General features: G+C 63.2%; 21 protein-coding genes. 7 read left to right on the top strand and 14 right to left on the bottom strand.

Annotated elements, in window-relative coordinates; all coding sequences use genetic code 11:
• Positions 1–184: 184 nt before the first annotated feature.
• Both apbC and C5J24_RS14000 read right to left on the bottom strand, forming a co-directional pair.
• A complete protein-coding gene (apbC, locus tag C5J24_RS14005; protein WP_105418634.1) occupies positions 185–1,375 on the bottom strand; it encodes an iron-sulfur cluster carrier protein ApbC in 1,191 nt (396 codons plus the stop codon).
• Between the two features lie 375 nt (positions 1,376–1,750).
• Positions 1,751–2,482 carry an autoinducer binding domain-containing protein gene (locus tag C5J24_RS14000; protein ID WP_105419065.1) on the bottom strand — a complete coding sequence of 244 codons (732 nt, stop codon included), beginning with the start codon at positions 2,480–2,482 and terminating at the stop codon, positions 1,751–1,753.
• 413 nt (positions 2,483–2,895) lie between these two features.
• On the opposite strand from C5J24_RS14000, the gene C5J24_RS13995 reads away from it, so the two are divergent.
• Both C5J24_RS13995 and C5J24_RS13990 read left to right on the top strand, forming a co-directional pair.
• Entirely contained in the window at positions 2,896–3,777 is an 882-nt protein-coding gene (locus tag C5J24_RS13995; RefSeq protein WP_105418632.1) for an SMP-30/gluconolactonase/LRE family protein, read from the top strand.
• 192 nt (positions 3,778–3,969) lie between these two features.
• The gene (locus tag C5J24_RS13990) at positions 3,970–4,587 is read left to right on the top strand and encodes a PRC-barrel domain-containing protein (RefSeq protein WP_105418630.1); all 618 of its coding nucleotides are present in this window, start codon (positions 3,970–3,972) and stop codon (positions 4,585–4,587) included.
• A 111-nt stretch (positions 4,588–4,698) separates the two neighbouring features.
• Here the strand turns inward: C5J24_RS13990 and C5J24_RS13985 are convergent, their stop codons facing one another.
• Positions 4,699–6,054, bottom strand: a complete 1,356-nt coding sequence (locus C5J24_RS13985) for a bifunctional diguanylate cyclase/phosphodiesterase (protein ID WP_105418628.1) — start codon at positions 6,052–6,054, stop codon at positions 4,699–4,701.
• A 100-nt stretch (positions 6,055–6,154) separates the two neighbouring features.
• Positions 6,155–7,828, bottom strand: a complete 1,674-nt coding sequence (locus tag C5J24_RS13980) for a response regulator (protein WP_105418626.1) — start codon at positions 7,826–7,828, stop codon at positions 6,155–6,157.
• 360 nt (positions 7,829–8,188) lie between these two features.
• Between C5J24_RS13980 and mutL the strand changes: the two genes are divergently transcribed.
• A complete protein-coding gene (gene mutL / locus C5J24_RS13975) occupies positions 8,189–10,003 on the top strand; it encodes a DNA mismatch repair endonuclease MutL (protein ID WP_105418624.1) in 1,815 nt (604 codons plus the stop codon).
• Positions 10,004–10,069: 66 nt separating this feature from the next.
• Positions 10,070–10,303 carry a DUF2093 domain-containing protein gene (locus tag C5J24_RS13970; RefSeq protein WP_046630976.1) on the top strand — a complete coding sequence of 78 codons (234 nt, stop codon included), beginning with the start codon at positions 10,070–10,072 and terminating at the stop codon, positions 10,301–10,303.
• Here the strand turns inward: C5J24_RS13970 and lpxK are convergent.
• From lpxK to C5J24_RS13940, 6 genes are all read right to left on the bottom strand, one after another.
• Positions 10,300–11,346 (bottom strand): tetraacyldisaccharide 4'-kinase, encoded by a 1,047-nt coding sequence (gene lpxK, locus C5J24_RS13965; protein WP_105418622.1) that lies wholly within the window; start codon positions 11,344–11,346, stop codon positions 10,300–10,302. The genes C5J24_RS13970 and lpxK overlap by 4 nt on opposite strands.
• A 90-nt stretch (positions 11,347–11,436) precedes the next feature.
• Positions 11,437–12,165: an HAD family hydrolase gene (locus C5J24_RS13960; RefSeq protein ID WP_105418620.1), complete on the bottom strand. Its 729-nt coding sequence runs from the start codon at positions 12,163–12,165 to the stop codon at positions 11,437–11,439.
• Complete coding sequence (gene waaA, locus C5J24_RS13955) at positions 12,162–13,481, bottom strand: lipid IV(A) 3-deoxy-D-manno-octulosonic acid transferase (RefSeq protein WP_105418618.1); 1,320 nt, start codon at positions 13,479–13,481, stop codon at positions 12,162–12,164. The genes C5J24_RS13960 and waaA overlap by 4 nt, the downstream gene beginning before the upstream one ends.
• Before the next feature lie 169 nt (positions 13,482–13,650).
• Positions 13,651–13,893, bottom strand: coding sequence for a DUF4170 domain-containing protein (locus C5J24_RS13950; RefSeq protein ID WP_046630968.1), 243 nt, complete (start codon positions 13,891–13,893; stop codon positions 13,651–13,653).
• 63 nt (positions 13,894–13,956) lie between these two features.
• A complete protein-coding gene (locus C5J24_RS13945) occupies positions 13,957–14,760 on the bottom strand; it encodes a 3'(2'),5'-bisphosphate nucleotidase CysQ (RefSeq protein ID WP_105418616.1) in 804 nt (267 codons plus the stop codon).
• Between the two features lie 5 nt (positions 14,761–14,765).
• Entirely contained in the window at positions 14,766–16,112 is a 1,347-nt protein-coding gene (locus tag C5J24_RS13940) for a TldD/PmbA family protein (protein WP_105419063.1), read from the bottom strand.
• 104 nt (positions 16,113–16,216) lie between these two features.
• Here C5J24_RS13940 and C5J24_RS13935 point away from each other — a divergent pair, with 104 nt between their 5' ends.
• On the top strand, positions 16,217–18,031 hold the full coding sequence (locus C5J24_RS13935; protein WP_046664620.1) for a monovalent cation:proton antiporter-2 (CPA2) family protein: 1,815 nt from the start codon (positions 16,217–16,219) through the stop codon (positions 18,029–18,031).
• Here the strand turns inward: C5J24_RS13935 and C5J24_RS13930 are convergent.
• Positions 18,028–18,648, bottom strand: coding sequence for a TetR/AcrR family transcriptional regulator (locus C5J24_RS13930; RefSeq protein ID WP_105418614.1), 621 nt, complete (start codon positions 18,646–18,648; stop codon positions 18,028–18,030). The two genes, C5J24_RS13935 and C5J24_RS13930, sit on opposite strands and share 4 nt — an antisense overlap.
• A 79-nt stretch (positions 18,649–18,727) precedes the next feature.
• Here C5J24_RS13930 and C5J24_RS13925 point away from each other — a divergent pair, with 79 nt between their 5' ends.
• A complete protein-coding gene (locus C5J24_RS13925; RefSeq protein WP_105418612.1) occupies positions 18,728–19,333 on the top strand; it encodes an NAD(P)H-dependent oxidoreductase in 606 nt (201 codons plus the stop codon).
• Between the two features lie 11 nt (positions 19,334–19,344).
• On the opposite strand, the gene C5J24_RS13920 is transcribed toward C5J24_RS13925, so the two are convergent.
• From C5J24_RS13920 to C5J24_RS13910, 3 genes are read right to left on the bottom strand one after another with little or no spacing between them, the layout of a single operon-like run.
• Positions 19,345–20,226: a patatin-like phospholipase family protein gene (locus C5J24_RS13920; RefSeq protein WP_105418610.1), complete on the bottom strand. Its 882-nt coding sequence runs from the start codon at positions 20,224–20,226 to the stop codon at positions 19,345–19,347.
• Between the two features lie 10 nt (positions 20,227–20,236).
• On the bottom strand, positions 20,237–20,797 hold the full coding sequence (rsmD, locus tag C5J24_RS13915) for a 16S rRNA (guanine(966)-N(2))-methyltransferase RsmD (RefSeq protein WP_046630955.1): 561 nt from the start codon (positions 20,795–20,797) through the stop codon (positions 20,237–20,239).
• A gap of 6 nt (positions 20,798–20,803) precedes the next feature.
• Positions 20,804–23,017: a pseudouridine synthase gene (locus tag C5J24_RS13910; protein WP_245446637.1), complete on the bottom strand. Its 2,214-nt coding sequence runs from the start codon at positions 23,015–23,017 to the stop codon at positions 20,804–20,806.
• Positions 23,018–23,164: 147 nt separating this feature from the next.
• On the opposite strand from C5J24_RS13910, the gene C5J24_RS13905 reads away from it, so the two are divergent.
• Entirely contained in the window at positions 23,165–23,620 is a 456-nt protein-coding gene (locus C5J24_RS13905; protein ID WP_038540295.1) for a nucleoside deaminase, read from the top strand.
• The last annotated feature ends 3 nt before the right edge of the window (positions 23,621–23,623 follow it).

Here is a 23,623-nt window from a genome sequence, read left to right as displayed (position 1 = left end):
AGCCGTCCCAATCTCGTAGTGGGCGCTGCAACATGACTCCCGCGCCGAATATGTTCAAGGGGGCTTCGGCAACAAGGTGATTCGCGGCCTACATCAAAGCCTTGACCGGCAACGGCCGCCAAAGTGACCGTCCATCGGCGCGCGGGAGGTATTCCAAAATGGTCAGGAACATATATGCGGATTCTTATTCGAAAACGATTGCAGGCGCCGGTCGGGGAGTAAGGCCACCGAGTTCGGCCCAGACCCTGGCGGCAATCTCACGATAGATTTTCGCCGAGGTTCCTTCGGGATCGGAGGCGACGACGGGCGTGCCCGCATCGGACCGTTCGCGGATGTCGATCGTCAGCGGAACCTCGCCGAGGAACGGCACGCCGATCCGTTCCGCCTCGCTTCTCGCGCCGCCATGGCCGAAGATGTCGTAACGCTTGCCGGTATCGGGAGCGAGGAAATAGCTCATGTTCTCGACGATGCCGAGCAGCGGCACTTCGACCTTGCGGAACATGGCGATCCCCTTGCGCGCGTCGAGAAGCGCCAGGTCCTGCGGCGTCGAAACGATCACCGCGCCGGCCAGCGGCACCTGCTGGGCCATGGTGAGCTGCACGTCACCGGTGCCCGGCGGCATGTCGACGACGAGCACGTCGAGGTCGCCCCAGGCGACTTCGCGCAGCATCTGCAGCAGCGCTGACTGGACCATCGGCCCACGCCAGATCATCGCCGTCTCCTCATCGACGAGGAAACCCATCGACATGGCCTTCAGGCCGTAATTCTCCATCGGCTTGATGATGCGGTTTTCGATCTGCTGCGGACGGCCGGTGATCTTCAGCAGGCGCGGCACAGACGGGCCGTAGATATCGGCATCGAGAATGCCGACCCGCAGGCCGTTCGCCTGGAGCCCGAGCGCAAGATTGACCGCCGTCGTCGACTTGCCGACGCCGCCCTTGCCGGATGCGACCGCGATGATCGCGCCGACACCGGGCACACCAGGCTTTTCCCGCTGCGGCGGCTGGCTCGGCTGCTGGCCTTGGGGCGGATGGCTGTGCCCGTGATCCTGGGCGTGCCCGTGCGAATGCGAATGAGCAGCCGGTGCGGCAGGCTGCGGGCGCGGCGGCGGAGCGGAACCGGCCTTGCGGTCCGCCGTCAGCGTCACCAGCGCGCCCTTGACGCCCGGCATGGCCTTGACGGTGCGTTCCGCCGCCACGCGCAGCGGTTCCAGTTCGTTCGCCCGCGCTGCCGGGACGGTAATCGAGAAATAGACCTTGTTGTCGGAGATGAAGACGTCCGAGACCATGCCGCGCGAGACGATATCGCCTTCGAGGTCCGGCCCGCGCACCTTCGCGAGAACCGCCAGCACTTCCTCTTTCGTCACGTCGGCCATGATTTCAAACTCCCGAATGCCTGATGCGATACCGATCCCTCAGAACGGGATGTCGCGTTCGCAGATATATAGGAGTTCGGCATTGCTGGGGGCAAGCAAGATAAACCGCCGTTCGATCGGCAGCCATGTGGCGCACTGATCGAACGGCAGCTTTTCTTGTCACGCCTCTTGGGGCGCTTGCAGTCCCCTCTGGACCTGTTCCTACAGAAGCACGAAACATGCCAGACGGGAAGATACTTCCTATTGATGAGCTTTTTCAACCACTTCTGGCCGAAAGCCCTGCTGCGGCGCAACATCCCTTGATGGAAGCGGCATTTCGTGACCGGTCGATGCTTGAGCAGTGGTGAAATTTTGTGCGCCGCAGCATTTTATTGGCTACTTGATCAAACCGATTCTGAGCGCCTTGGCGACCGCCTGGGTGCGGTTGACCGTATCCAGCTTCTTGGCCGCACGGTTCAGGTAGTGATTGACCGTGTGTTCGGAGAGGCCGAGGATCTCTGCGATTTCCGCGCTGGTCTTGCCGGCGGCCGTCCAGTTGAGGCAGTCGATCTCGCGGTCGGTCAGCACGTCCGTGGTGCGTACATCGAGGTTGCGGATTTCCGCCAGGCGCTCGAAGACGTGGATGGAGATGTACATCAGCTCCATCATCTGCTGGTGCGTGAACGGCAGGCCATCGCCTGCGAAAGAAACGGCACCGCGGCTGCCGGACATATCATGGACCGGGAAATAAGCGCCACGGACGAGACCGAACCTCCCGAACATGCCGCGGATGGCCGGTCCTTGCCGCTCGGGCGGCACCGTATCGAGATCGAAGGTGAACGGGATCGTGGAGACGCGCAGCCGCCGAAGCACGGGGCTGGTCTGCATCATGCCTTCGCGGTCGAAAAGAGACAGCAGTTCGGCGGGCCAGTTGGTAATCACCGTGTTGTTGGACAGTTCGAGCGAGGTGGCGTGGGGCAGGTTGAGAACCATGAACGTGCGGCAACCATAATGCTCGGTTACCCGCTTCATGAACCGGAACACGTCGAACTGTGTCTTGAGATCCGCGATTTCTCCGACACTTCCGCCAAAGACACGAGCTTCTTCTGCTTTCTCGGTATTGGCCATCATCTGCTTCTCTGTCCGCCGGGTGGCGTCGAGCGATTCCTGGTGTTTCCCATACATCCGCCCAATCCGGTCCTTTATATTCGCATTGCCCGCCTCCGACCCGTGGAACGGAAAAGGTTCTCCGGATTTGCCCGGATAGCTCCCGCCGAACGTGCCTGCGTGGTGGAGGCTGCTATTTCAGATTTTAATTAGATGCTAAATTTGTGGCTATTATCAATTCCGAATAATCACGACATCAATTATCAACTTTCGACAATGATGACATCTACTCGGATTTGCAAACCTTTTGCATGCCTCCAGCCGTTTGTCAGGAGATAATTGTTGGGGATCAAATCACCTATGCGGAGAGTTTGCCGACTCTCTTCTCTCAATGATACTAATCGATTACCTCGATATGCAATTGGAGATTTCACATGGCGACCACACACGCTTTCGAAGGCCGTGTCCTTTCCTCCTCCCTGTGCGCACTCGGAGAAGGCCCTTCCTTCGAATCGGAAACGGAGACGCTCTGGTGGTTCGACATTCTCGGCAAGGGATTGCACGAATTGCATCTGCCGACCGGGCGGGAGATCGTTCATGCGTTGCCGGTGATGGGCAGCGCGCTTGCCTCGATCGACGCCGCCCGACAGATGATCGCGAGCGACAAGGGGATGTTCATCCGTGACCGCGCGACCGGCGCGCTATCCCCCTATCTCGAACTGGAACCGGAGAAGCCGGGGAACCGTTCGAACGACGGAAGGGTCCATCCCTCCGGCAGCCTCTGGATCGGAACCATGGGACGAAAAGCCGAGGACGGCGCCGGCGCTATCTATCATGTCCGTCAGGGCGAGGTGACGAAGCTTTTCGACCGCATCAGCATCCCCAACTCGATCTGCTTCTCGCCCGACGGGGCGATCGGTTATTATGCAGACACCCGTATCAACCGGCTGATGCGGGTATCCCTCGACCCGGCGACAGGCTTGCCAAACGGCGAAGCCGAACTTCTGGTCGACGAGAACGGCAAGCCGGGCGGCATCGACGGGTCGATCTGCGCCAGCGACGGAACGATCTGGAACGCCCGCTGGGGCGAGGGTGCTGTCGATCATTATTCGGCTGACGGCCGGCATCTGTCGCGTCACCTGGTGCCGGCAAAACAGACCACCTGCCCTGCCTTCATCGGCAAGGACCGGCTGGCCGTGACTTCGGCGCGGGAGGGCCTGGACGAGCCCGCTCGCGCTGCCGACCCTTTTGCCGGCTCGCTGTTCGAAATCACCGTTTCCATCCAATGCGATCCGGAGCCAGCCTATCGCCTCTAAAGGACGCAAAGAGCGCTTCAAACAAGCAAAACGCGAAAAAGTTCCAGCTCAAACGCCTAAAATTTCAGCAATCTTAGCCGGAACCAATCCGTCCTCATAACATTTTCCTCTCGAACCAGCGCGGTCGGAGAGCTCCGTAACGGAGGGCCGCGCGTTCAGAGATAATTTTGAGCAGAGGAAGGTAGGTTCGTTATGAAGAAGACCCTTAGCACGATGGCAGCCGTTGTTCTTTTGGCGTCCACCGCCATTGCACCGGCATTTGCCCAGACCCAGCCGACGCCGCCGGCCTCCCCGGCTCCGGCAACCCCTGCCGCTCCGACAGATCCGGCTGCAAAACCGGCTGACAGCGCCGCAACGCCGGCTCCGAAGACCGGCACCGACACGGCCGCTGCTTCCGGCGGCTATCTGACCGAACAGGCTGAAAACCAGATCAGCGCCAACGACTATATCGGCAAGTCGGTCTACAACGCAGAAGACAAGAGCATCGGCGACGTCAACGACCTGATCCTTGAAGAAAGCGGCGGCATCGTTGCAGCCGTGGTCGGCGTCGGCGGCTTCCTCGGCATCGGCGAGAAGGAAATCGCCCTGCCGATGGACAAGATCACCATGACGCGTGATGCGGAAAACAACAACGAAGTCCGCCTGTCCACCACGGAAACGGCAGAAGCCCTTCAGGCCGCTCCGGAATTCAAGAGCCTGGCGGACAAGCAGGCAGAAACCGACCGGACGACCACGTCCTCGACCGGCACCTCGATGCCTGCAGGCGGCACCACTAACCCGTCGACGACACCGGCTGCCCCGAGCAAATAAGCGCTCGATCAGTCACGATCCGGAACGGGTGACACGTCGTCACCACGAAACGGGGCGGTACCGCAGGTGCCGCCCCTTTTTTGCAGGTGCTGAACGCAAACCAGGCCTCGATCAGGCCCGCTCGATGGTCATGAAATCGCGGTAGTGTTCCTGGAGGTAGCGCAGGGTGACAGCGCTGTCAGCCGGTCTGCCGTAATAATAGCCCTGCCCCATCGCGCAGCCGAGTTCATTGAGCTTGTCCGCATCGGCCTTTTCCTCGATGCCTTCGGCGACCACGGCCAGGTTGAGCCCGTCGCACATGGCGATGATCGCCTTGACGATGTGCTCCGACGCGCGGTCCGTGGTGATGCGCGAGACGAAGGCGCGGTCGATTTTCACCTTGTCGAAGGTGAAGTCCCGCAGCCGCCCGAGGCTAGACTGGCCGGTGCCGAAATCGTCGAGCGAGATGCGGATGCCCTGCTGGCGCAGGTCGGTGATGATGCGCTGCGCCGTATCGGCCGAGGTCATCACCGCCGTTTCGGTAATTTCCAGCTCAAGGCGATGGGGATCGAGGCCGACGCGTGCAAGGGTCGCGAGGATGGTCTCGGTCGTGCCTGGGTCCATCAGCTGCGCTGAAGAGAGGTTGAAGGAGAGGAAAAGCTCGCGCGGCCAGGAGAGTGCAGCCTCGGCAGCCTTGTGCAGTAACGTTTCAGAAAGTGCGTCAATAAAACCGCGCTCTTCGGCAAGGGGCACAAAAACCGCGGGCGAGACGAAGCCGAGATCGGCATCGATCCAGCGCGCCAGCGCCTCGAAACCGACCACTGCGCCATCGCTGATGCGAACGATCGGCTGAAAGTGGACATCCACGGCATCGGCGATGATGGCGTTGCGAAGCGCCTGTTCCAGCTGTGTCGCCCGCTTCATCTCCTGGGCGATTTCGCGGGAGTAGACCGTGATCTGTCCCCGGCCGCGGCGTTTCGAGCGGTAGAGCGCGGTTTCTGCGCTTTTCAGCAGTTCCTCGAAATCCGCGCCGGCAAAGGGATAGATCGCAAAGCCGAAGGAGGCCGACAGGCGGACGTTGCGGTCGCCGAGATCGTAGGGGGCGGACAGGACGTCCTTGATCATCTGGCCGATACGTTCGGCGCCGACGCGCTCGAAGACCAGAGGCAGGATGAAGGCAAACTCGTCGCCGTCATGGCGGGTAACGGTCGCGCCGTCCGGAATGCAGGCTTTCAGGCGATGAGCGACCTGGCAGAGGATCTCGTCGCCCGCTTCGGCGCCGAACAGATCGTTGATCGGCTTGAAGCCGTCGAGATTGGCAATGCAGATGGTAAAGGGTGCAGGATCCTGGGCCCGCTCGGCAGCCAGCAGGCGCACCTTGTCACGCAGACGGTATCGATTTCCAAGTCCCGTCAGGGCGTCACTGTAGGCCATTGCCTGCAGTTCATTCTGGCTGACCTGCGGCAATGGGTTTCCCGCCGACTTCATGAATAATCCCGTTGCGCTTCACAGACCGGCGCAGGATGCGGGAAAAAGATTAAAAATTGATGGCCCGGGCTTAACTTACATGAACAGATTGATTAATCGGTTAAGCATACGTCTGTTTTGCGGGCATGCCGAGAAACGTCTGGAAGACGGCTTCCAGCGCCTCGGGACTAATCGGCTTGAGGATCACCTCGTTCATGCCGGAGGCGAAACATTGGTCGCGGTCGCGTTCGAAGGCTTGGGGAAGGACGCCGATGATCGGAATGGAGTTGTCGACCGTCTCCAGGTTCCGGATGCGCACGCTCGCATCGAAGCCGCTGAGCTTTGGAAGGGTGATGTCCATGAGGATCAGCCGCGGCGACCGCTCCTGCCAGAGCCGGACCGCTTCTTCGCCATCGGCGGCGATCGCATAACGATAACCCAGGCCCTCGAGGATCTGGGAGAAGACGATTTGGTTCACTTCGTTGTCTTCGGCAACCAGAATGTCGATGCCGGCGCTTTCGCCGGTTTGCGAGGCGATCCAGGTGTCTTCGTCGCATGCGGTGTCGTTTGCTGCAGGCTGGCTGAACTGGCGAGTGACGCCGGCGGCCAGTTCCCGCTTCACCCGGACCCCATTAATCGCCAAGGCGGGAATGCGGTGCCGCTGGACGATTTCGAGGCAAGCCTTGTCCGCCAGTGTGTCCACCACGACGAGATCGATTGCGATGCTGGCTTCCTTTGCCAGTTGCAGGAAGAGCTCCAGTTCCTCACCGTCTGAAACGGAAGAGGTGTCGAACCCCAGATCATCGAGAATTTCCAGCGCCTCGGCGCTCGTCCTCGGATCGGAGGAGGCAACAAGAACCTTGCGGTTGGAGAGATGGGTCGTGTCGGGCGCAACCACCGCCTTCACTGGCACGTCGCGCTCCTGCCGCGCCAGCGAAGTGGCGATCAATCCGCCCCGGCTCATGCGCGGCTTGATCTCCTCGCCGTCTTCATCGGTCGCGACCAGTCCGGTAATGTCTTCCATGGCGGTGACCAGGTAATAACGGCCAGGCTTTCCGATACGGTATTTGTTGGCGATGATGACGACCTGCGAGCCGTCCGGCCGGATCACCAGTTCGGACATCTGCTGGGGCTCGCCAAGATCGAGGACCCCGCGATTGATGCGGTCCAGGCGCTGCTCCACCTGCGGCGGATGAACATCGGATCCCTTGTGACCGAGGATAGCTTCAGGCGGCAGATCGAGGAAGCGCGCGGCCATCTTGTTGACGGCAACGAAGGTCAGGCTGCTGTCCTTGACGGTAATCGGGAACGGCAGGTTGTCGAGCACCTCTTCGGTGATCTGCACCCGTTCCATGTCGGCGCGCCACTGTTCCTCGCGCTTCTTGTGATCGGAGATATCCCTGACGACGCAGACGCCGTAACCGGACGACAGGCGGCGCTTGGTGAAGCTCACCCAGCGGTCGGTGCCGCGGCGTTCCTGCGACTCGGCCCGTTCCTTCCAGAGAGTGGCGATCTGCTCAGCGATCCAGTCCTCACGGCTCAGCATGCGGCGCGGACCGGAAGTATCGGTCAGGAAGCGTCCGCCGCCATCGTAGACGGCCCCGAGGAAATCCCGAAGGCGTGTGCCGGGCGTCAGAAAGCTCTTCGGAACCGGCAGGAGGGTCAGCAATTGCTGGCTCGCAAAGACGATCAAGTCATTCTTGTCATAGACAAATACGCCGCCGGAAATGCCCTCGGAAATCACTTCGAGCATGACAGCTTGAATGTTTGCGTCCGCCGACGCCAAATCATTCATAGGATGGAACTCCCCGTATGCTTTTTCGGACCGGACAAAGGCCGGGCCGTAATGCCGATATTCGCCTCTCGGCGTTATTCCTTCTAGTTTTCGTCTTGTCGGCGTGGGAACATGCTGGCTCCAAGTCCTCAACGGGTAATCGGGGCTCGCATGACGGTGCCCAGCTGGCCGCCATCCCGGTCACACGCGGGAAGCTGGCGCCTCCCCGGTTTCATCCAAGTTTAATACGGAACAAAATATCTCGTTTATCTTAAAGCCGGATTAATGAACGGCCGTGCATCAACCTAAAGTTCATTTCAATCGGTTAGGAAAGGTGCGATCCGGGCTTTCCTTCCGGCGCCGAATCCGGGAAAATGGCGCATGTCCGTCAAACAGCTCCCCGAGACCCTGATCAACCAGATCGCTGCCGGCGAGGTCATCGAAAGGCCCGCCAGCGCCGCGAAGGAACTGATCGAAAACGCCATCGATGCCGGCGCGACCCGCATCGAGATCGCCACCGCCGCCGGCGGCAAAAGCCTGATCCGGATTACCGACAACGGCTCCGGCATGGATGCGGCCGATCTCGATCTTGCGGTGCGGCGGCACTGCACATCGAAAATATCCGAGACGCTCGACGACATCCGCACGCTCGGCTTCCGCGGCGAGGCTCTGCCCTCGATCGGTTCGGTGGCGAAGCTCACCATCACCAGCCGCCGCGACGGTCATTCGGAAGGATCGCAGGTGGCGGTGATCGGCGGCAAGATGAGCGGCGTGAAGCCGGCACCGGCCAATACCGGCACGGTCGTCGAGGTGCGCGACATCTTCTTTGCGACGCCGGCGCGGCTGAAATTTTTAAAGACCGAGAAGGCCGAGGCCGGCGCAATCACCGAAGTGGTCAAGCGCATGGCGATCGCCTTCCCGCATATCCGCTTCGTGCTGTCCGGGTCCGATCGCACGACGCTCGAATTCCCGGCGACCGGCGACGACCATCTCGCCCGCATGGCGCAGATCCTCGGTGCCGATTTCCGCGACAATGCGATCGAGATCGATGCGATGCGGGAAGATGTCGGGCTTTCCGGCTTCGTCGGCGTGCCGACCTTCCATCGTGGCAACTCGGCGCATCAATATGCCTTCGTCAACGGCCGGCCGGTGCAGGACAAACTGATCCTGTCGGCCATGCGCGGCGCCTATGCGGAAAGCGTTCCCTCCGGCCGCTATCCTGTGGCGGTCCTGTCGATCAGGATCGATCCGGCGCTGGTGGACGTCAACGTGCATCCGGCGAAGTCGGACGTGCGTTTTCGCGATCCCGGCCTGGTGCGGGGCCTCATCGTCGGGGCGATCCGCGAGGCGCTGCATCGCGAAGGCGACCGGGCGGCGACGACCGGAACGTCGGGCATGATGCGCGCCTTCCGACCCGGCTTCCAACCGGCTAACGCCGCGCCGCGCCCCCCCTGGGCGGCTGCGGCCTCGCCGTTCAGACCTCTCTATCCGCAGCCGGCCAACGGCTTTGCCGAACAGGCCCAATCCGGCTTCGACGTGCTGACCATGCCGACAGCCCGTGCCGATACGGTGATCGCGGAACCCGCTCCGAGGACCGCTGGCGAAGACGCGCCGCGCTATCGCCTGGGTGCCGCCCGCGCGCAGGTTCACGAAAACTATATCGTGGCCCAGACCGAAGACGGGCTTGTCATCGTCGACCAGCACGCCGCCCATGAACGGCTGGTGTTCGAAGCGATGCGCAAGGCGCTCGACAACAAGCGGCTGGCGAGCCAGGTCCTCCTGATCCCGGAGATCATCGACCTGCCCGAGGAAGACTGCGACCGGCTGATGGCGAATGCGACGGAACTCGACCGGCTGGGCCTGGCGATCGAACGTTTCGGTCCCGGCGCTGTCGCGGTGCGCGAGACGCCCGCCATGCTCGGCGAAGTCGATGCGGCCTCGATGGTTCGCGATCTGGCCGACGAGATCGCCGAATGGAACACCGCCGGTGGCCTGCGCGGCAAGCTCGAATATGTCGCCGCCACCATGGCTTGCCACGGTTCGGTGCGTTCCGGCCGACGGCTGAGGCCGGAGGAGATGAACGCGCTGTTGCGGGAAATGGAAGCGACGCCCGGCTCCGGTACCTGTAACCATGGCCGGCCCACCTACATCGAACTCAAGCTTTCCGACATCGAGCGGCTCTTCGGCCGAAGCTGAAAAAGCTGGCAATTCAGGTTCAATCGGGGTAGAGCAGGCACCATGTTTTTCCGCAGGAGACGACAGATGAACCGGTTCGAGGGAAGCGGATTCCGCGAAGCGAAGATCCGGTATCTCGATGGCGACTACCAGATCCTGACCGCCGGCTCCTACGTCATATGCGCCATGACGGGGGCGCAAATTCCGATCGACGAATTGCGGTACTGGAGCGTCGCCCGGCAGGAACCCTATGTCGATTGCGCCTCCTCGCTGGAAGCCGACAAGCGCGCCGGCATTCTGCCCAACCAGAGCCGCGGCTAAACCTTCGCGGCGTTTCCTTCCCTGATACGCCGCTCTCGGAAATTGGCGATCGCCGTATCGATGATCTTGCCGGGTGCCTGCGGATCGTCGAACGCCATGTCGACTTCGACCACGCTTACCTTTTTCGCCAGTTCCTCCATGCGCCCGTGATGTCCCTGCAGCCGCACCGCATCCTTGGCGGTGGTGACGAGCGTCAGTTTGTCCTTGGCGGCATCATCCAGGAGGTCCGAGATCTCGTCCTCGCTGAAATAGTGATGGTCGGGGAAGTCGCGCTTTTCCACGACCAGCCCGCCGACTTCTCTGACGGTACGATAGAATTTTTCCGGATCGGCGATGCCGGCGAAGGCGAACAGCGCCTTGCCGGCGATGTCGCGATTTTCGCGCGGCTTCAGCGCCGCGACATGGATCTGCTTGCCGGCCCGGGCGGCCTGGCGCACCAGTTGGTCGGCCGCCTCGCCGTTGCCGACCTTGAGGATCGCCGAGAGCTGACGCATCTGCTCGGATATCGGCGCCCTCACCGGCCCGCCCGGCACGAGATGGCCGTTGCCGATGCCGCGCACCGTGTCGATAACGACGAGGGCGAAATCCAGCGCCAGGCGGGCGCTCTGGAAACCGTCGTCCATGATGATCAGGTCGGCGCCTTCGGCGACCAGTCGATGAGCCCCCTCGACGCGGGTGTGGGAAATCACCGTCAACGTCTCGCGGCAGAGCAATAGCGCCTCGTCGCCCACCGCCTCGGCCCAGTGATGCTCGGGATCGACCACGGTCGTGACGTCAAGCGAACCGCCGTAACCGCGGCTGAGGAAACCGGGCTTCAGGCCCTTTTCTTTAGCGGCGCGTGCAAGGGTGATGGCGGTCGGGGTCTTGCCGGCGCCGCCGACCGTGAAATTGCCGACGCAGATGACCGGCACGGGAATGCTGGCGCGCCTGGCTTTGGCCATGCGGCGGCCGGCGATACGGCCATAAAGAAACGAAACGGGGGCAAGGCCCCAGGCACGCCAATCCGCTTTCGTCCACCAGAATGGCGGTGCTTCCGATACCATACCCAAACTCCGGCTGATCCGTCCTGAAACAGCCCGCGAACAAAATGGCAGTTTTGGAAAAAAGGCAAGTCTTTGAAACCGGAGCCCGCTTCAGGCGTGAAGCTTTTCCGGCAGAAGGTCCATGAGCGCGGTAATATCGGCAAGGCAGATATCCGCCGATGCCGACAGCGTTTCGCGGGAGCCGGTGCCGGTCAGCACCGCGACCTTCAGGCCGACGCCCGCGCTCGCACCCATATGCATGTCGTGATTGTTGTCGCCGACCATGGCGACCTCGGCGGGATCGAGCCCGGTGGCACGGCAGAAGCCGAGCACCATGCCGGGTTCCGGCTTCACGCCGTGACCGCTGTCGTAGCCGGCGATGAAATCGACATGATCGATGATGCCGAAGCGGATGGCGGTCTGGCGGATCGCCTGCTCGTTGTCGCTGGAGGCGATGCCGAGCTTGAAGCCCCGTGTCTTGAGCTTGGCAAACAGTGCCGCCAGATCGGTGACGGCCACGGAAAATTCAGCCGAACGGATAAAGAGGTCGTCGAGCAGCCGGGTGAGTTCACCCACCTCTAGCGGCGAACCGGCGGCGACAAATCCCGCGGCGATCTCGGCGGCGTTGCCGGCGGCCAGCAGGCTGTCCGGCCGGGTGTGGCCGGATACCGGGTCCATGCCGCCAGAAAACAGAAGCTGCGGTTCGAGCTCGGCGTCGCCGGCAGAGGCGATGCGGGCCGCTTCGCGGTTCACCGGTCCCCAGCTCTCGTCATAGAGCAACAACGTGCCGTCCTTGTCGAACAGGATGCCGGCGATGTGTGCGAGCTTTTCCGGGGTCATCGAACGGCGGCGGCTTTCGGCTGCAGCCTGGCGCTGACCGTCAGCGGATTGACATAGGGCTCCAGCGCCTTGATCGTCTTCGACAGCGCACCGCGCATCTCGTCCATCGCGTCATGGCCGGAATCGATCATCTTCACGCGGGCGAGATCGTTGATCATCAGGTAATGGACCGCCTTTGCCAGCATCTCCACATCCTTGACGATGCGGGCACCGCCCTTGCGCACCAGATGCTGGTAGGCATCGCGGAAATTCTGGACATGCGGGCCGGAAAGCACGGCGCAGCCGAGCATGGCCGGCTCCAAGGGGTTCTGCCCGCCCTCGTTCGTCAGCGACCTGCCGACGAAGGCGATCTCGGTCAGACGCAGGTAAAGCCCCATTTCGCCGATCGAGTCGCCGAGAAAAACGTCGGTCTCCGGCGTCACAACGTCGTTGCGCGAGCGGCGCGCCACGGTCAGGCCCGCTTCCTTCAGCATTTCTTCGACCGCGTCGGCGCGATCGGGGTGGCGCGGCACGAGAATGGTCAGCTGGCCGTTCTTCGGTTTCAGCGCCTTGTGGACGGTCGCCGCCGCCTTTTCCTCACCGTCGAAAGTCGAGATCGCCGCCCAGGTCCGGCGGCTGCCGATCTGCTTGCGATAGCTTGCCAGCACTGCCTCGTCGCAGGGCGGCGGGTCGGTATCGCTCTTCAGGTTGCCGGAAGCGATGACAGGCCAGGCGCCGAGATCACGGAAGCGCTCGGCATCCAGATCCGACTGAGCGACCACCAGAGCCATCTTGCCGAAGATGGCTTCCGCGATCGAGCTGCGGTTGCGCCAGCGATCGAAGGAGCGGTCGGAGATGCGGGCATTGACGCGGATCTGCGGAATGCGGCGGCGGGCGAGTTCGGCGATGGTGGTCGGCCAGATCTCGGATTCCGCCGTGATGCAGGCATCCGGCTTCCAGTAGGCGATGAACCGCTTGATCGGAAATTTCAGGTCGAGCGGCACGTATTGGTGGATCACCTCGTCGGCCAGCCGTGACCGGACGAGATTTGCGGAGGTGACGGTGCCCGTCGTCAGAAGGATGTGGATCTCACGGCGCCGCAGTTGGCGGATCATCGGCATGATGGCGATGGTTTCCCCGACGCTTGCCGCGTGCACCCAGATGAGCGGGCCACGAGGGCGGGCAAGGCTTGCATAACCGAGCCGTTCCAGCTTGCGGGTCCTGTCTTCCTTACCCTTCATGGCGCGATAGGCAAGGTAAGGGCCGACCAGGGGATAAAGGGAAATACCGGCCACCCGGTAACCAACGAGAGCCAGGCGCGCAGAAAACTTGCTCACCGTGTTTGCCCCCGATGCGTGATGGCCGCCATCAATGTGATAGACCCTCCGATTGCTCATCCGTAACCCAGTTTTTTGTGTTTTACAAATGCGTCAAAAAAGGGTCCCCGGGATCGATACCAGGCGAGGGACCAGCATTGCGAGCACATTGTAAAACGCGAGGCTTATCTCAAGCCGACTTAGTATCAGGATCGAGCAGACGGTGCATATGGACGATGAAATACCGCATATGGGCGTTGTCGACCGTCTGCTGCGCCTTGCCCCGCCAGGCGATCAGCGCGCTCGCGTAATCCGGATAGATGCCAACGATATCAAGCGCCGAAAGGTCCTTGAATTGAAGGCCCTCCAGGCTCTGCAGTTCGCCACCGAAGACCAGGTGCAGAAGTTGTTTCTTTTCGCCCGTTTCCGTCATTGTCCGATATTCCGTCCGTTCCAGCTCCCCCGGCTCTTCCTCTGCTGCATTCCCATGGAAAGGTCAACCCGGAGCGAGCCTCGCGAGCTGGGGTAAAAGGCTGTGGAGCGCGTGTTCGGCGCCGGCGGCCAGCATTTCGTGGCTGACGGTCTCGCGATTGTAGACAAGCCGGCTGCCGGCAAGATCAACAAGGAGGCCGCCCGCCCGTTCGAGAATAAGGTCGGCGGCCGCCAGATCCCAGTCGTGGGAGGCACGCTTGACGACGGTGCCGTCAATGCTGCCGTCGGCGATCATGGCGAGCCTATAGGCGAGCGACGGCACATGCCGCACCCGGCGGACTTCGTCGCGGAACTCCGGCTCGAATTTCTTGACGAGATTCTCGTCGGCCGCGATGACCAGTTCGCCATTGCTGCGGGCGACGGTGACGGAAATCGGCCGGCCGTTCTTCAGCGCTGGCCCGTCCTTCACCGCGGAAAACTCCTCGTCGAGTGCCGGTGCCACAAGAACACCGGCCACCGGCTGGCCGCGATGCACGACGGCGACCGAGACGCACCAGGTGTTCTCGCCGTTGATGAAGGCGCGGGTGCCATCGATCGGATCGACGACGAAGAGCGTTTCGCAGCTGAGCCGGGCGACATCGTCGTCGGTTTCCTCGGAAAGCCAGCCGTAGTTCGGCCGGGCCATCAGGAGCAGGCTCTGCAGCCGGTCGTTGGCGGCGAAGTCGGCGGCGCTGACCGGCGACTTGCCCTCGTTCTTCCACCAGACTTCAGGCGAGCGGCCGAAAAATCCGTGAGCGATGTCGCCGGCCTGGCGCGCCGCGTCGAGAATGAGTTCGAGATCCTGGCCCCAGGCTTCGGCAACCGTCATCGGGATCAGCGTCCCGCCAGCGTCATGCCCTCGATGGCGATGGTCGGGGAGGCGACGCCGAACTTTCGGTCGATGTCGTTGGCCGGCGTCAGGCGCATGAACATGTCCTTGAGGTTGGAGGCAATCGTTACTTCCGAAACGGGATAGGCAAGTTCGCCGTTCTCGATCCAGAAGCCGGTCGCGCCGCGCGAGTATTCGCCGGTGATCATGTTGACGCCCTGGCCGATCAGCTCGGTGATGTAGAAACCGTTGCCGATCGACCTGATCAGGTCCTCGGGTGAGATGTCGCCTGGCTCCAGCGCCAGATTGGTGGAGGCAGGCGAGACGGCCGTGCCGCCGCGCACGCCGCGGCCGTTGGTGACAAGCCCGAGCTCGCGCGCGGTCGAGGTCGACAGGAACCAATGGTTCAGGACGCCGTCCTCGATCATCACCATGCGCTCGCCGGACACGCCCTCGCCGTCGAAAGGACGCGAAGAGGAACCACGCACGATCAGCGGATCGTCGGTGATGCTGAGCCCGGCCTTCAGCACCTGCTGGCCCATCTTGTCGCGCAGGAAGCTGGTCTTGCGGGCGACGGACGCGCCGTTGATGGCGCCGGCGATGTGGCCGACGAAACCGCGGGCGATGCGCGGATCAAAGACGACGGTGACGTTGCTGCCGGTATCGACCTGGCGCGGATTGACGCGCTTGACGACGCGCTCGCCGGCGCGGAGGCCGATCAGCTTCGGGTCGTCGAGATCGGCGGCATAAAGGCGGCTGTCGAAATCGTAGTCGCGCTCCATCTTGGTGCCCTCGCCGGCAATGACGCTGACGGAGCGGCCGAAACGGGATGCCATGTAGCTTCCGGAAAAGCCGTGGGAGGTGACGAGCACGAGCCCACCCATGCCGGACGATGCGCCGGCACCGGAGGAATTGGTGACGCCCTCAACGTCGAGCGCCGCCTGCTCCATTTCGAGCGCCGCTTCGCGCAATGCATCGGTCGGCACATCGGTCGGGTCGTAGAGCTCGAGGTCCGGATAGGATCTGGCGAGATCGGCTTCGTCCGCAAGGCAGGCGAAAGGATCTTCGGGAGAGACCTTGGCCATGGCGACGGCGCGCTCGGCAAGCACCTTCATGTCGAAGCCGGGATTGGCCGAGACACTCGCCACCTGCCGGCCGACGAAGACGCGGAGCGAGAAATCGTCGCTCTCGGACGCTTCCGTGCCCTCGACCTTGCCGAGACGGACGCTGACGGAACGGGACCGGGAGCGAACCACGACCGCATCCGCCTGATCCGCTCCCGCGGCCTTGGCTAGATCGATCAGTTGGCTGGCGCGGGAAAGCAGTTCGGCGGAATCGATTTCAGAGGTCATGATTGCAAGCCTTTCATTCTCGTCCCATTTATTGTGCACTGTCAGAAGCATCAAGGGCGGCTCGCCGATTCTTGATTTCCCACCTTAGACTGAAAGTATCCCGCATGACCGCTCCCGGCTCGCTATTTTCCCAAATGCTTCTCCTGCTTGCCGGCGCAGTGATCGCCGCCCCGGTGTTCAGAAAGCTGGGGCTCGGCACGGTGCTCGGTTATCTCGCCGCCGGCGTGGTCATCGGGCCGATCATGCAGCAGATCGTCGAAACGGAAGAAGTGCTGCATTTCGCCGAATTCGGCGTCGTTTTCCTGCTGTTCATCATCGGGCTCGAACTGAAGCCTTCGCGTCTCTGGCAGATGCGCGGCGACGTGTTCGGCCTCGGACCGGCGCAGGTGGTGATCTCGGGACTGGTGCTGACCGGACTGGCCTATCTGAGCAACATGGCGGACTGGCGCGGCAGCCTGATCGTTGGTTTCGGCCTTGCATTGTCCTCGACGGCGTTTGCCCTGCAGATCCTCAACGACGACGGCGAGATGAACAGCCGACACGGCCAGCGATCGTTTTCGGTGCTGCTGTTCCAGGATCTCGCCATCGTGCCGCTGCTGGCACTGATTACCATCCTGGCGCCCGGGACCACGGAGACGGAAGCCTCGCCGCTTCTGGATTTTGCAATCGCGGTCGGAGCGGTCGGCGCCATGGTGATTGCCGGCCGCTATCTCCTGACGCCGATGTTCCAGATTATTGCCCGCACCGGTGCGCGCGAGGTGATGATCGCCGCAGCCCTGCTGGTGGTGCTGGGATCGGCGGCGGCGATGCAGGCCGTCGGCCTCTCGATGGCTATGGGCGCCTTCCTGTCCGGCGTGATGCTGGCCGAATCCTCCTACCGGCACGAGCTGGAAGCGGATATCGAACCCTTCCGCGGCCTGCTTCTGGCGCTGTTCTTCATGGCCGTCGGCCTGTCGCTGGAAGTCCATGTCATCCTCGACAACATCTTCTTCATCCTGCCCGCGGTGCCGATCTTCATGGCGCTTAAGGCGCTGATCGTCTACGGGCTCTCCCGGCTCTGGGGCTCGCCGCACAATGATGCGGTGCGCATAGCCTTCCTGCTGCCGCAGGGCGGCGAATTCGGCTTCGTGCTGTTCACCACGGCAACGGCGAGCGGCCTGTTCTCGTCGGCCACCGCCTCGCTGCTGATCGCCGGCGTGACGCTGTCGATGGCGCTTACACCCTTCGGTGCGGCACTTTCCAAACGGCTCCTCAACGGCGAGAGCCGCGAGGAACTGGAGGAGGATTTCAACGGTGCCGGGGCCGACGTGCTGATGATCGGGTTTTCGCGTTTCGGCCAGATCGCCGCTCAGATCCTGCTGGCCGGCGGCCGCGAGGTGACCGTCATCGACGATTCCGCAGACCGCATTCGCCAGGCCGCGTCCTTCGGTTTCCGTATCTATTTCGGCGACGGGACGCGTCGGGACGTGCTCATCGCGTCGGGCATCGAAAAGGCGAAGATTGTCGCCGTCACCACCCAGAAACGCGAGACGACCGACCAGATCGTCGATCTCATCCGCTCGCAGTTTCCGGACGTGCGCCTCTATGTCCGCTCCTACGACCGTATCCATGCTCTGTCGCTGCGGGATCGGAACGTCGAATACGAGCTGCGCGAGACCCTGGAATCCGGCCTGCTGTTCGGGAAAAAGACGCTCGAAGCGCTCGGCATGAGCGAGAACGAGACCGACGAGATCGGCGACGACATCCGCCAGCGCGACGAGGAGCGGCTGCAGATCCAGGCCGTCCAGGGGCTCGGCGCCGGCCGCGAGATGCTGTTCAACAGCCCGGTCCGGCCGGAACCGCTGATCAAGCCGAAACGGTCGATGGTGGTGGACGCCGACGAACTGAGCGCAGAACCGGCGACGGCGGAGAACGGCTAGGGCCGGCCGGCGCTCCCTCTTGCGACCATCGCGACGATCGTCTCGAAAAGCTCGGCCTTGGCCTCTGCCGCCGTGATGTCGCCGCTGGCGGCAGCGTTCGACAGCGCTTCGGCGGCACCGAGCATGGCCCAGAGCCCGGGCGACGCTATGTGACCGGCCTCTGCGAACGGGAGAAGCGCAAGCCGGCATTTTTCCATGAAAATGGCCTCGTATTCGTGCTTGATCCGTTCAAGTTCGGGAGAGCTTTCCAAGGCGGCGATGACGCCCGGTATCTCCCGGCCCTGCAACAGGACACAGTCCACATAGGAGGAGGCGATGACCGCGGCCCGGTCGGCGAGCGTCGGCCCGCTCGATTGCAGTGCCGCGTCCATGATGGCCGTCTGGCGGCTGTCGAAATCCTGATAAAGCGCGGCCAGGAGAACGGGCCGGGTGCTGAAATGATCGTAGACGACAGGCTTTGCGACACCCGCCTGCTCCGCCAGCCGGGGAAGCGTCAGGGCATCCGTGCCTTCTTCGCGGACGATGCGCCACGCAACCTCCATCAACTGCTGGCGCCTTCCCTGCCGCGAGAGGCGCTGCCGGAGACGCGCCGGCTCTTTCATTTCGGTGCTTGACATGACTATATACCAAAAGTAACTTACTAAAAGTATATAACCACTGCCCGTGAGTTTCAATCTGCCAGCAGGAGTTTTCGCCATGCACGCGCTGATCGTCGTTTCGCATCCCGAACCCGGATCCCTCACCCACAACGTCGCCGCCCATCTCGCCGAGGGCATCACCATGTCCGGCGGCTCTTTTGAAATTGCCGACCTTGCGGCGGAGGGCTTCGATCCCAGGTTTACACAGGCGGATCTCGCGGCGCATCGCAGAGAGGCACCACCCTCGGCGGATGTCACGGCCGAACAGGCGAGGATCGACCGCGCCGATGCACTGGTGCTCGTCTATCCCGTCTACTGGTGGTCGATGCCGGGGCTGTTGAAAGGATGGATCGATCGCGTCTTCGCAAACGGCTGGGCCTATGACGATGGGCAAGGCGCCAAAGTGGTGAAGAAACTTCGCCACCTCCCCATCCATCTGGTCGCGATCGGCGGCGCCGACATGCGCACCTATGCGCGGCACGGTTATTTCGGCGCGATGAGGACGCAGATCGATCACGGAATATTCGATTATTGCGGCGCGCCGGTCATGGCATCCGAGCTTCTCCTGGAAGAAGAGCTGGACAGACCCGACTTCCCGTCGGAGATCGCACGCAGGATCGGCCGCAATGTTTTCAGCGCTGTCCGGAAAACCGAGGCCGCGTAGCAGCTCAAACGTCAGGCTTCGGCTGCTGCCGCATGAAGCGCGTCAATGGCGCGCTTGAGCTCATCCTTGACGTGCTCGGACTCGTCAAGGATGTCGCGGGCCTTCAGGAAGTCCAGCACCCGGAAACGGTTGACCGATGGCCGAAGGAAGATCTGGGGCGGATTGAGCTTCAGCTTGAGCGCTATGCTTGCCTGCATGGTCAGCTGGCTGGCGCCGAACAGGCTGTCGATGCGATTGGGCGCATGGGTGCCGTCGCCTTCCGGCGCACCGACCACGTCGACCCCCATCACCACGTCGGCAACGTCCATCAGCTGCTCATAAGGGACGGGATTGAAGACGCCGCCATCGATCATCACCCGGCCGTTGACCCGGACCGGCATGAACAGGCCGGGAATGGCGGCAGACGCCGCGATCGCGGTGCGCAGCTCGCCCTGTTCGAGGATCACCTCCGCCTGGCCGTAATAATCGGTAGCCGAAATCTTCATCGGGATTTCGAGATCGGCGAAATCCTCCGGCACCTGCGGCGGCAGGAAGGCATCGAGGATGAGTTCGAGATTGAACTGGCCGAAGCGGAAACCGCCGAGCTTGTCGCGCATGGTCGCCGGGCCGAGACCCCAGAGCTTGTTCAAGAGGGTGCCGCGGTGGCCGACCGTCTCCAGCGCGTATTCGCGGATCTCGCGTCCGGTCATGCCCGACGCCATGCCGGCACCGATGATCGCGCCGATCGACGAGCCGGAAATCGCCACCGGCCGTATGCCGAGTTCGTCGAGCGCCTCGATGATCTGGATATGCGACAGGCCGCGCGCGCCGCCGCCGCCGAGAGCAACCGCAAACGTCAGGCCGCCCTTGGCTCTGACGGCTTCGAGATCGGGAACTGCAAGCCTTGTGTTCATTCCTCTGACCTCAGGCCGGCTGGTAGCGGAAAAAATCCATGCGGGTATCGCCGAACGTCCGGCTCTCCAAAAACTTGAAGACCGCATCCACGGCAGGATTGATGTCGGCCCGCTCCTCCAGAATGGCAAGGGCTCCGGGTGCGAGCCAGCCGCCGGCATGGGCCGAAAGCATTGCGCCCTCGCCGAGCCCCTGACCATAGGGCGGGTCGGCGAACAGGAAATGAAACGGCTCGATATTGTTGGCCGTGCCGAGCTTGGTGGCATCACGGCGCAGGATGCGCGCCCGGCCATGCAGGCCGAGGCTGTCGATATTCTCCCACAACAGGCCCCTGCCCTCGACGCCGTTCTCGACGAAGAGCGCACTCTTGCAGCCGCGCGACAACGCCTCGAGCCCGACCGCGCCGGTCCCGGCGAAAAGGTCGATCACCCGGCCGCCATCCAGTGCCTGCGGATAGACGTGGCCGATGATGTTGAACAGGCTCTCACGCGTCCGGTCGATGGTCGGCCGGATGTCGCTTGTTTTGGGCGTGGCCAGAGACCGGCCGCGAAATTCACCACCGACGATCCGCACTGCGCGTTACCCTCTCGGCGTGCGCGGCTTGCCGCCGGCCGGGCGTCCACCCGAGGCGGGCCGGCCACCAGGCTTGCCCCCGGGCTTGCCACCGGCACCTGCCGGTTTTCCGCGGCCGCCGGAAGGTTTTCCGCCAAAGCTCTTGCCGCCGCCCGGCTTTGCTCCGAAGGGCTTGCCACCAGGCTTTCCGCCGCGCGGCCTGTCGCCGGCGGGCCGATCACCTGTGGGACGGTCACCTGCAGGACGATCACCACGCGGCGGCCGATCCGAGAACGGCCGGTCGCTGCGCGGACGCTCGGAGCGGCCCTCGCCTGCGGAGAAGGATCGTGCGGGACGCTCTCCATCCTCGCGCGGCTTGCGGTCGCCGAACGACCGTTCGCCCCTGGGCTTGTCACCGAAAGAGCGTTCGCCCCTCGGCTTATCGCCGAACGGACGATCCCCACGGGGCGGACGGTCACCGGAAGGACGCTCGCCGCGCGGACGCTCGGAACGGCCTTCGCCGAAGGAGCGAGCAGGCCGATCACCATCGGCGCGCGGCTTGCGGTCAGCAAACGGGCGGTCGCCTCTCGGCTTGTCGCCGAACGGGCGGTCACCACGGGGTTTGTCGCCGAAGGGACGGTCACCACGCGGGCGTTCCGAGCGGGCGTCGCCCGAGAAGGATTTGGTCCGGGGGCGGTCGCCGTCCTCACGCGGCTTGCGGTCACCTCTCGGCTTGTCGCCGAAGGAACGGTCGCCACGATCCGGGCGGTCGCCAAAGGACTTCTTGCGGCCGAAATCGGCCTTTTCCGGCTTGTCAGGCCCGTCGGCGCGGATCCAGTCGCGGTCCTCTTCGGCGCGGTTGACGATGACCGGCCGGTCGTTCTGAGGCGTGGGCTTCTTGAAAAGCTGCTCGGCCTCGGCACGGGCGGAGGATTTGCGCGTCTTGTTTTCGGTGGTCGGGCGGGCGCCCGGCGCCATCCAGACATTGGCGGTGCGGCTGGTGCCCATCGGCGGACGCTTCTTCGGCCGGTCGTCCTCGTCCTCAGCGCGACCGCCGAACGGCTTTGCGCCGCGCGGCTTGTCGGCGAACTTGCGGTCGTCGCGCTTGGTATCCAGACGGCCGAGCGCCTTTTCGCGCCGGTCCTCCGGCTTGCCGGCGCGCGGACGCTCGGTCCGCTCCGGCCTTGCCGCCCATTCCGACTGCTCGTTACGGGCCGAGCGCTCGGCACGGGCGGGCTTCTCATCCTCTTCTGCAGCCGTCTCGGTATAGATCGGCGCATCGAAATTCGCCTTGGATTCCTCGATCAGGCGCGGCCCGAGCTGGTCGCGCAGCATGCGGCCCCGCACTTCCACCACCTCGCCTTCCGGCAGGTCCCCGAGCTGGAACGGTCCGTAGGAAATGCGGATGAGGCGGTTGACTTCGAGGCCGAGCGCGCCGAGCACGTTCTTGATCTCGCGGTTCTTGCCTTCGCGAAGGCCCATTGTGATCCAGACATTGCTGCCCTGGGTGCGGTCGAGCGTCGCGTCGATCGAGCCGTAGAGCACGCCTTCGACGGCGATGCCCTCCTTCAGCTTGTCCAGCTCCTCCTGCTTGATCTCCCCATGGGCACGCACGCGGTAACGGCGCAGCCAGCCGGTGGTCGGCAGTTCCAGTACGCGCGACAGGCCGCCATCGTTGGTCAGCAGCAGCAGGCCTTCGGTATTGATGTCGAGGCGGCCGATGGAGAGCACCCGCGGCAGACCTTCGGGCAGGTTGTCGAAGACGGTCGCGCGGCCTTCCGGATCGGAATTGGTGGTCACCAGGCCGGCAGGCTTGTGGTAGAGCCAGAGGCGGGTGCGCTCGATGCCGCGGATCGGCATGCCGTCCACCTCGATCTTGTCGGCGAGCGTCACGTTGACGACCGGCGTATCGAGGATCTTGCCGTTCAGGCTGACCCGTCCTTCCATGATCATCCGCTCGATATCGCGGCGCGACGCGACGCCGACGCGTGCGAGGATCTTGGAGATGCGCTCGGGCTTGCCCTCGGCCTCCATGGTTTCCGGTGCCGGCGGCAGCTTGCGGACGGGCTTTGCCGCCTTTTCAGCGCCGCTCTTGTCCGCGGAACTCTTCCTGGGCGCAAGGCCCTCCTTGGCGGAAAAGCCCGCCTTGCCGCCAGCGCCGGCCTTCGGAGCGGCTCTCGGTTTGGTTTCGCGAACGAAAGTCTTGCCTTCGCCGCGCTTCGGCTTGTCTTTGGAATTCATTTGTTGTTTGCCTGAAGCGTGATGTCTACGGAGCGATCCGGACATTCTTGTTCGTGTTGACTGAGATGGATTCGTGCCCGCAGCCGGGCGTCCAGTTGGATGCTTCCTACCAGTTCGCGCGATCCGGGTTAAGAGGAAATCGCCGAAATGCCTAATACCGATGGGTTCATGAATGCTGCCCTTGCGGAAGCCAAAGACGCGGCCGCCCGCGGCGAGGTTCCGATCGGCGCCGTTCTGGTCATCGACGGCGTTATCGTCGCCCGCTCCGGAAACCGGACCCGCGCCGAAAACGACGTTACCGCCCATGCCGAAATCGCCGTCATCCGGGATGCCGCGGCCGCCCTTGGACAGGAGCGGCTATCGGGTGCCGACCTTTACGTGACGCTCGAACCCTGCACCATGTGCGCGGCGGCGATCTCGTTTGCGCGCATCCGGCGGCTCTATTACGGCGCGGAGGACCCGAAAGGCGGAGCGGTGGACAACGGCGTGCGCTTCTTTGCCCAGCCGACCTGCCATCATGCGCCGGAAGTCTATTCCGGCCTCGGCGAAAGCGAGGCCGCGATCCTGCTCACCGGCTTCTTCAGATCGAAAAGAGAGAGCTAAAGC

The sequence above is a fragment of the Neorhizobium sp. T25_27 genome (assembly GCF_002968565.1).
In the GTDB taxonomy this organism is placed as follows: Bacteria; Pseudomonadota; Alphaproteobacteria; order Rhizobiales; family Rhizobiaceae; genus Neorhizobium; species Neorhizobium tomejilense.
The sequence above is the reverse complement of the archived record's forward strand: the minus strand, read 5'-3'. Positions and strand labels throughout refer to the sequence as shown.

Bases quoted from the DNA above. Each gene is read 5' to 3' on its own strand.
- apbC (WP_105418634.1), bottom strand. From the start codon at position 1,375: ATGGCCGACGTGACGAAAGAGGAAGTGCTGGCGGTTCTCGCGAAGGTG.
- C5J24_RS13935 (WP_046664620.1), top strand. From the start codon at position 16,217: ATGACCGCTCCCGGCTCGCTATTTTCCCAAATGCTTCTCCTGCTTGCC.
- C5J24_RS13925 (WP_105418612.1), top strand. From the start codon at position 18,728: ATGCACGCGCTGATCGTCGTTTCGCATCCCGAACCCGGATCCCTCACC.
- C5J24_RS13905 (WP_038540295.1), top strand. From the start codon at position 23,165: ATGCCTAATACCGATGGGTTCATGAATGCTGCCCTTGCGGAAGCCAAA.
- C5J24_RS13940 (WP_105419063.1), bottom strand. From the start codon at position 16,112: ATGACCTCTGAAATCGATTCCGCCGAACTGCTTTCCCGCGCCAGCCAA.
- C5J24_RS13950 (WP_046630968.1), bottom strand. From the start codon at position 13,893: ATGACGGAAACGGGCGAAAAGAAACAACTTCTGCACCTGGTCTTCGGT.
- C5J24_RS13960 (WP_105418620.1), bottom strand. From the start codon at position 12,165: ATGACCCCGGAAAAGCTCGCACACATCGCCGGCATCCTGTTCGACAAG.
- C5J24_RS13985 (WP_105418628.1), bottom strand. From the start codon at position 6,054: ATGAAGTCGGCGGGAAACCCATTGCCGCAGGTCAGCCAGAATGAACTG.
- C5J24_RS13980 (WP_105418626.1), bottom strand. From the start codon at position 7,828: ATGAATGATTTGGCGTCGGCGGACGCAAACATTCAAGCTGTCATGCTC.
- mutL (WP_105418624.1), top strand. From the start codon at position 8,189: ATGTCCGTCAAACAGCTCCCCGAGACCCTGATCAACCAGATCGCTGCC.
- C5J24_RS14000 (WP_105419065.1), bottom strand. From the start codon at position 2,482: ATGGCCAATACCGAGAAAGCAGAAGAAGCTCGTGTCTTTGGCGGAAGT.
- C5J24_RS13945 (WP_105418616.1), bottom strand. From the start codon at position 14,760: ATGACGGTTGCCGAAGCCTGGGGCCAGGATCTCGAACTCATTCTCGAC.
- C5J24_RS13920 (WP_105418610.1), bottom strand. From the start codon at position 20,226: ATGAACACAAGGCTTGCAGTTCCCGATCTCGAAGCCGTCAGAGCCAAG.
- lpxK (WP_105418622.1), bottom strand. From the start codon at position 11,346: ATGGTATCGGAAGCACCGCCATTCTGGTGGACGAAAGCGGATTGGCGT.
- C5J24_RS13930 (WP_105418614.1), bottom strand. From the start codon at position 18,648: ATGTCAAGCACCGAAATGAAAGAGCCGGCGCGTCTCCGGCAGCGCCTC.
- C5J24_RS13995 (WP_105418632.1), top strand. From the start codon at position 2,896: ATGGCGACCACACACGCTTTCGAAGGCCGTGTCCTTTCCTCCTCCCTG.
- C5J24_RS13910 (WP_245446637.1), bottom strand. From the start codon at position 23,017: ATGAATTCCAAAGACAAGCCGAAGCGCGGCGAAGGCAAGACTTTCGTT.
- C5J24_RS13990 (WP_105418630.1), top strand. From the start codon at position 3,970: ATGAAGAAGACCCTTAGCACGATGGCAGCCGTTGTTCTTTTGGCGTCC.
- C5J24_RS13970 (WP_046630976.1), top strand. From the start codon at position 10,070: ATGAACCGGTTCGAGGGAAGCGGATTCCGCGAAGCGAAGATCCGGTAT.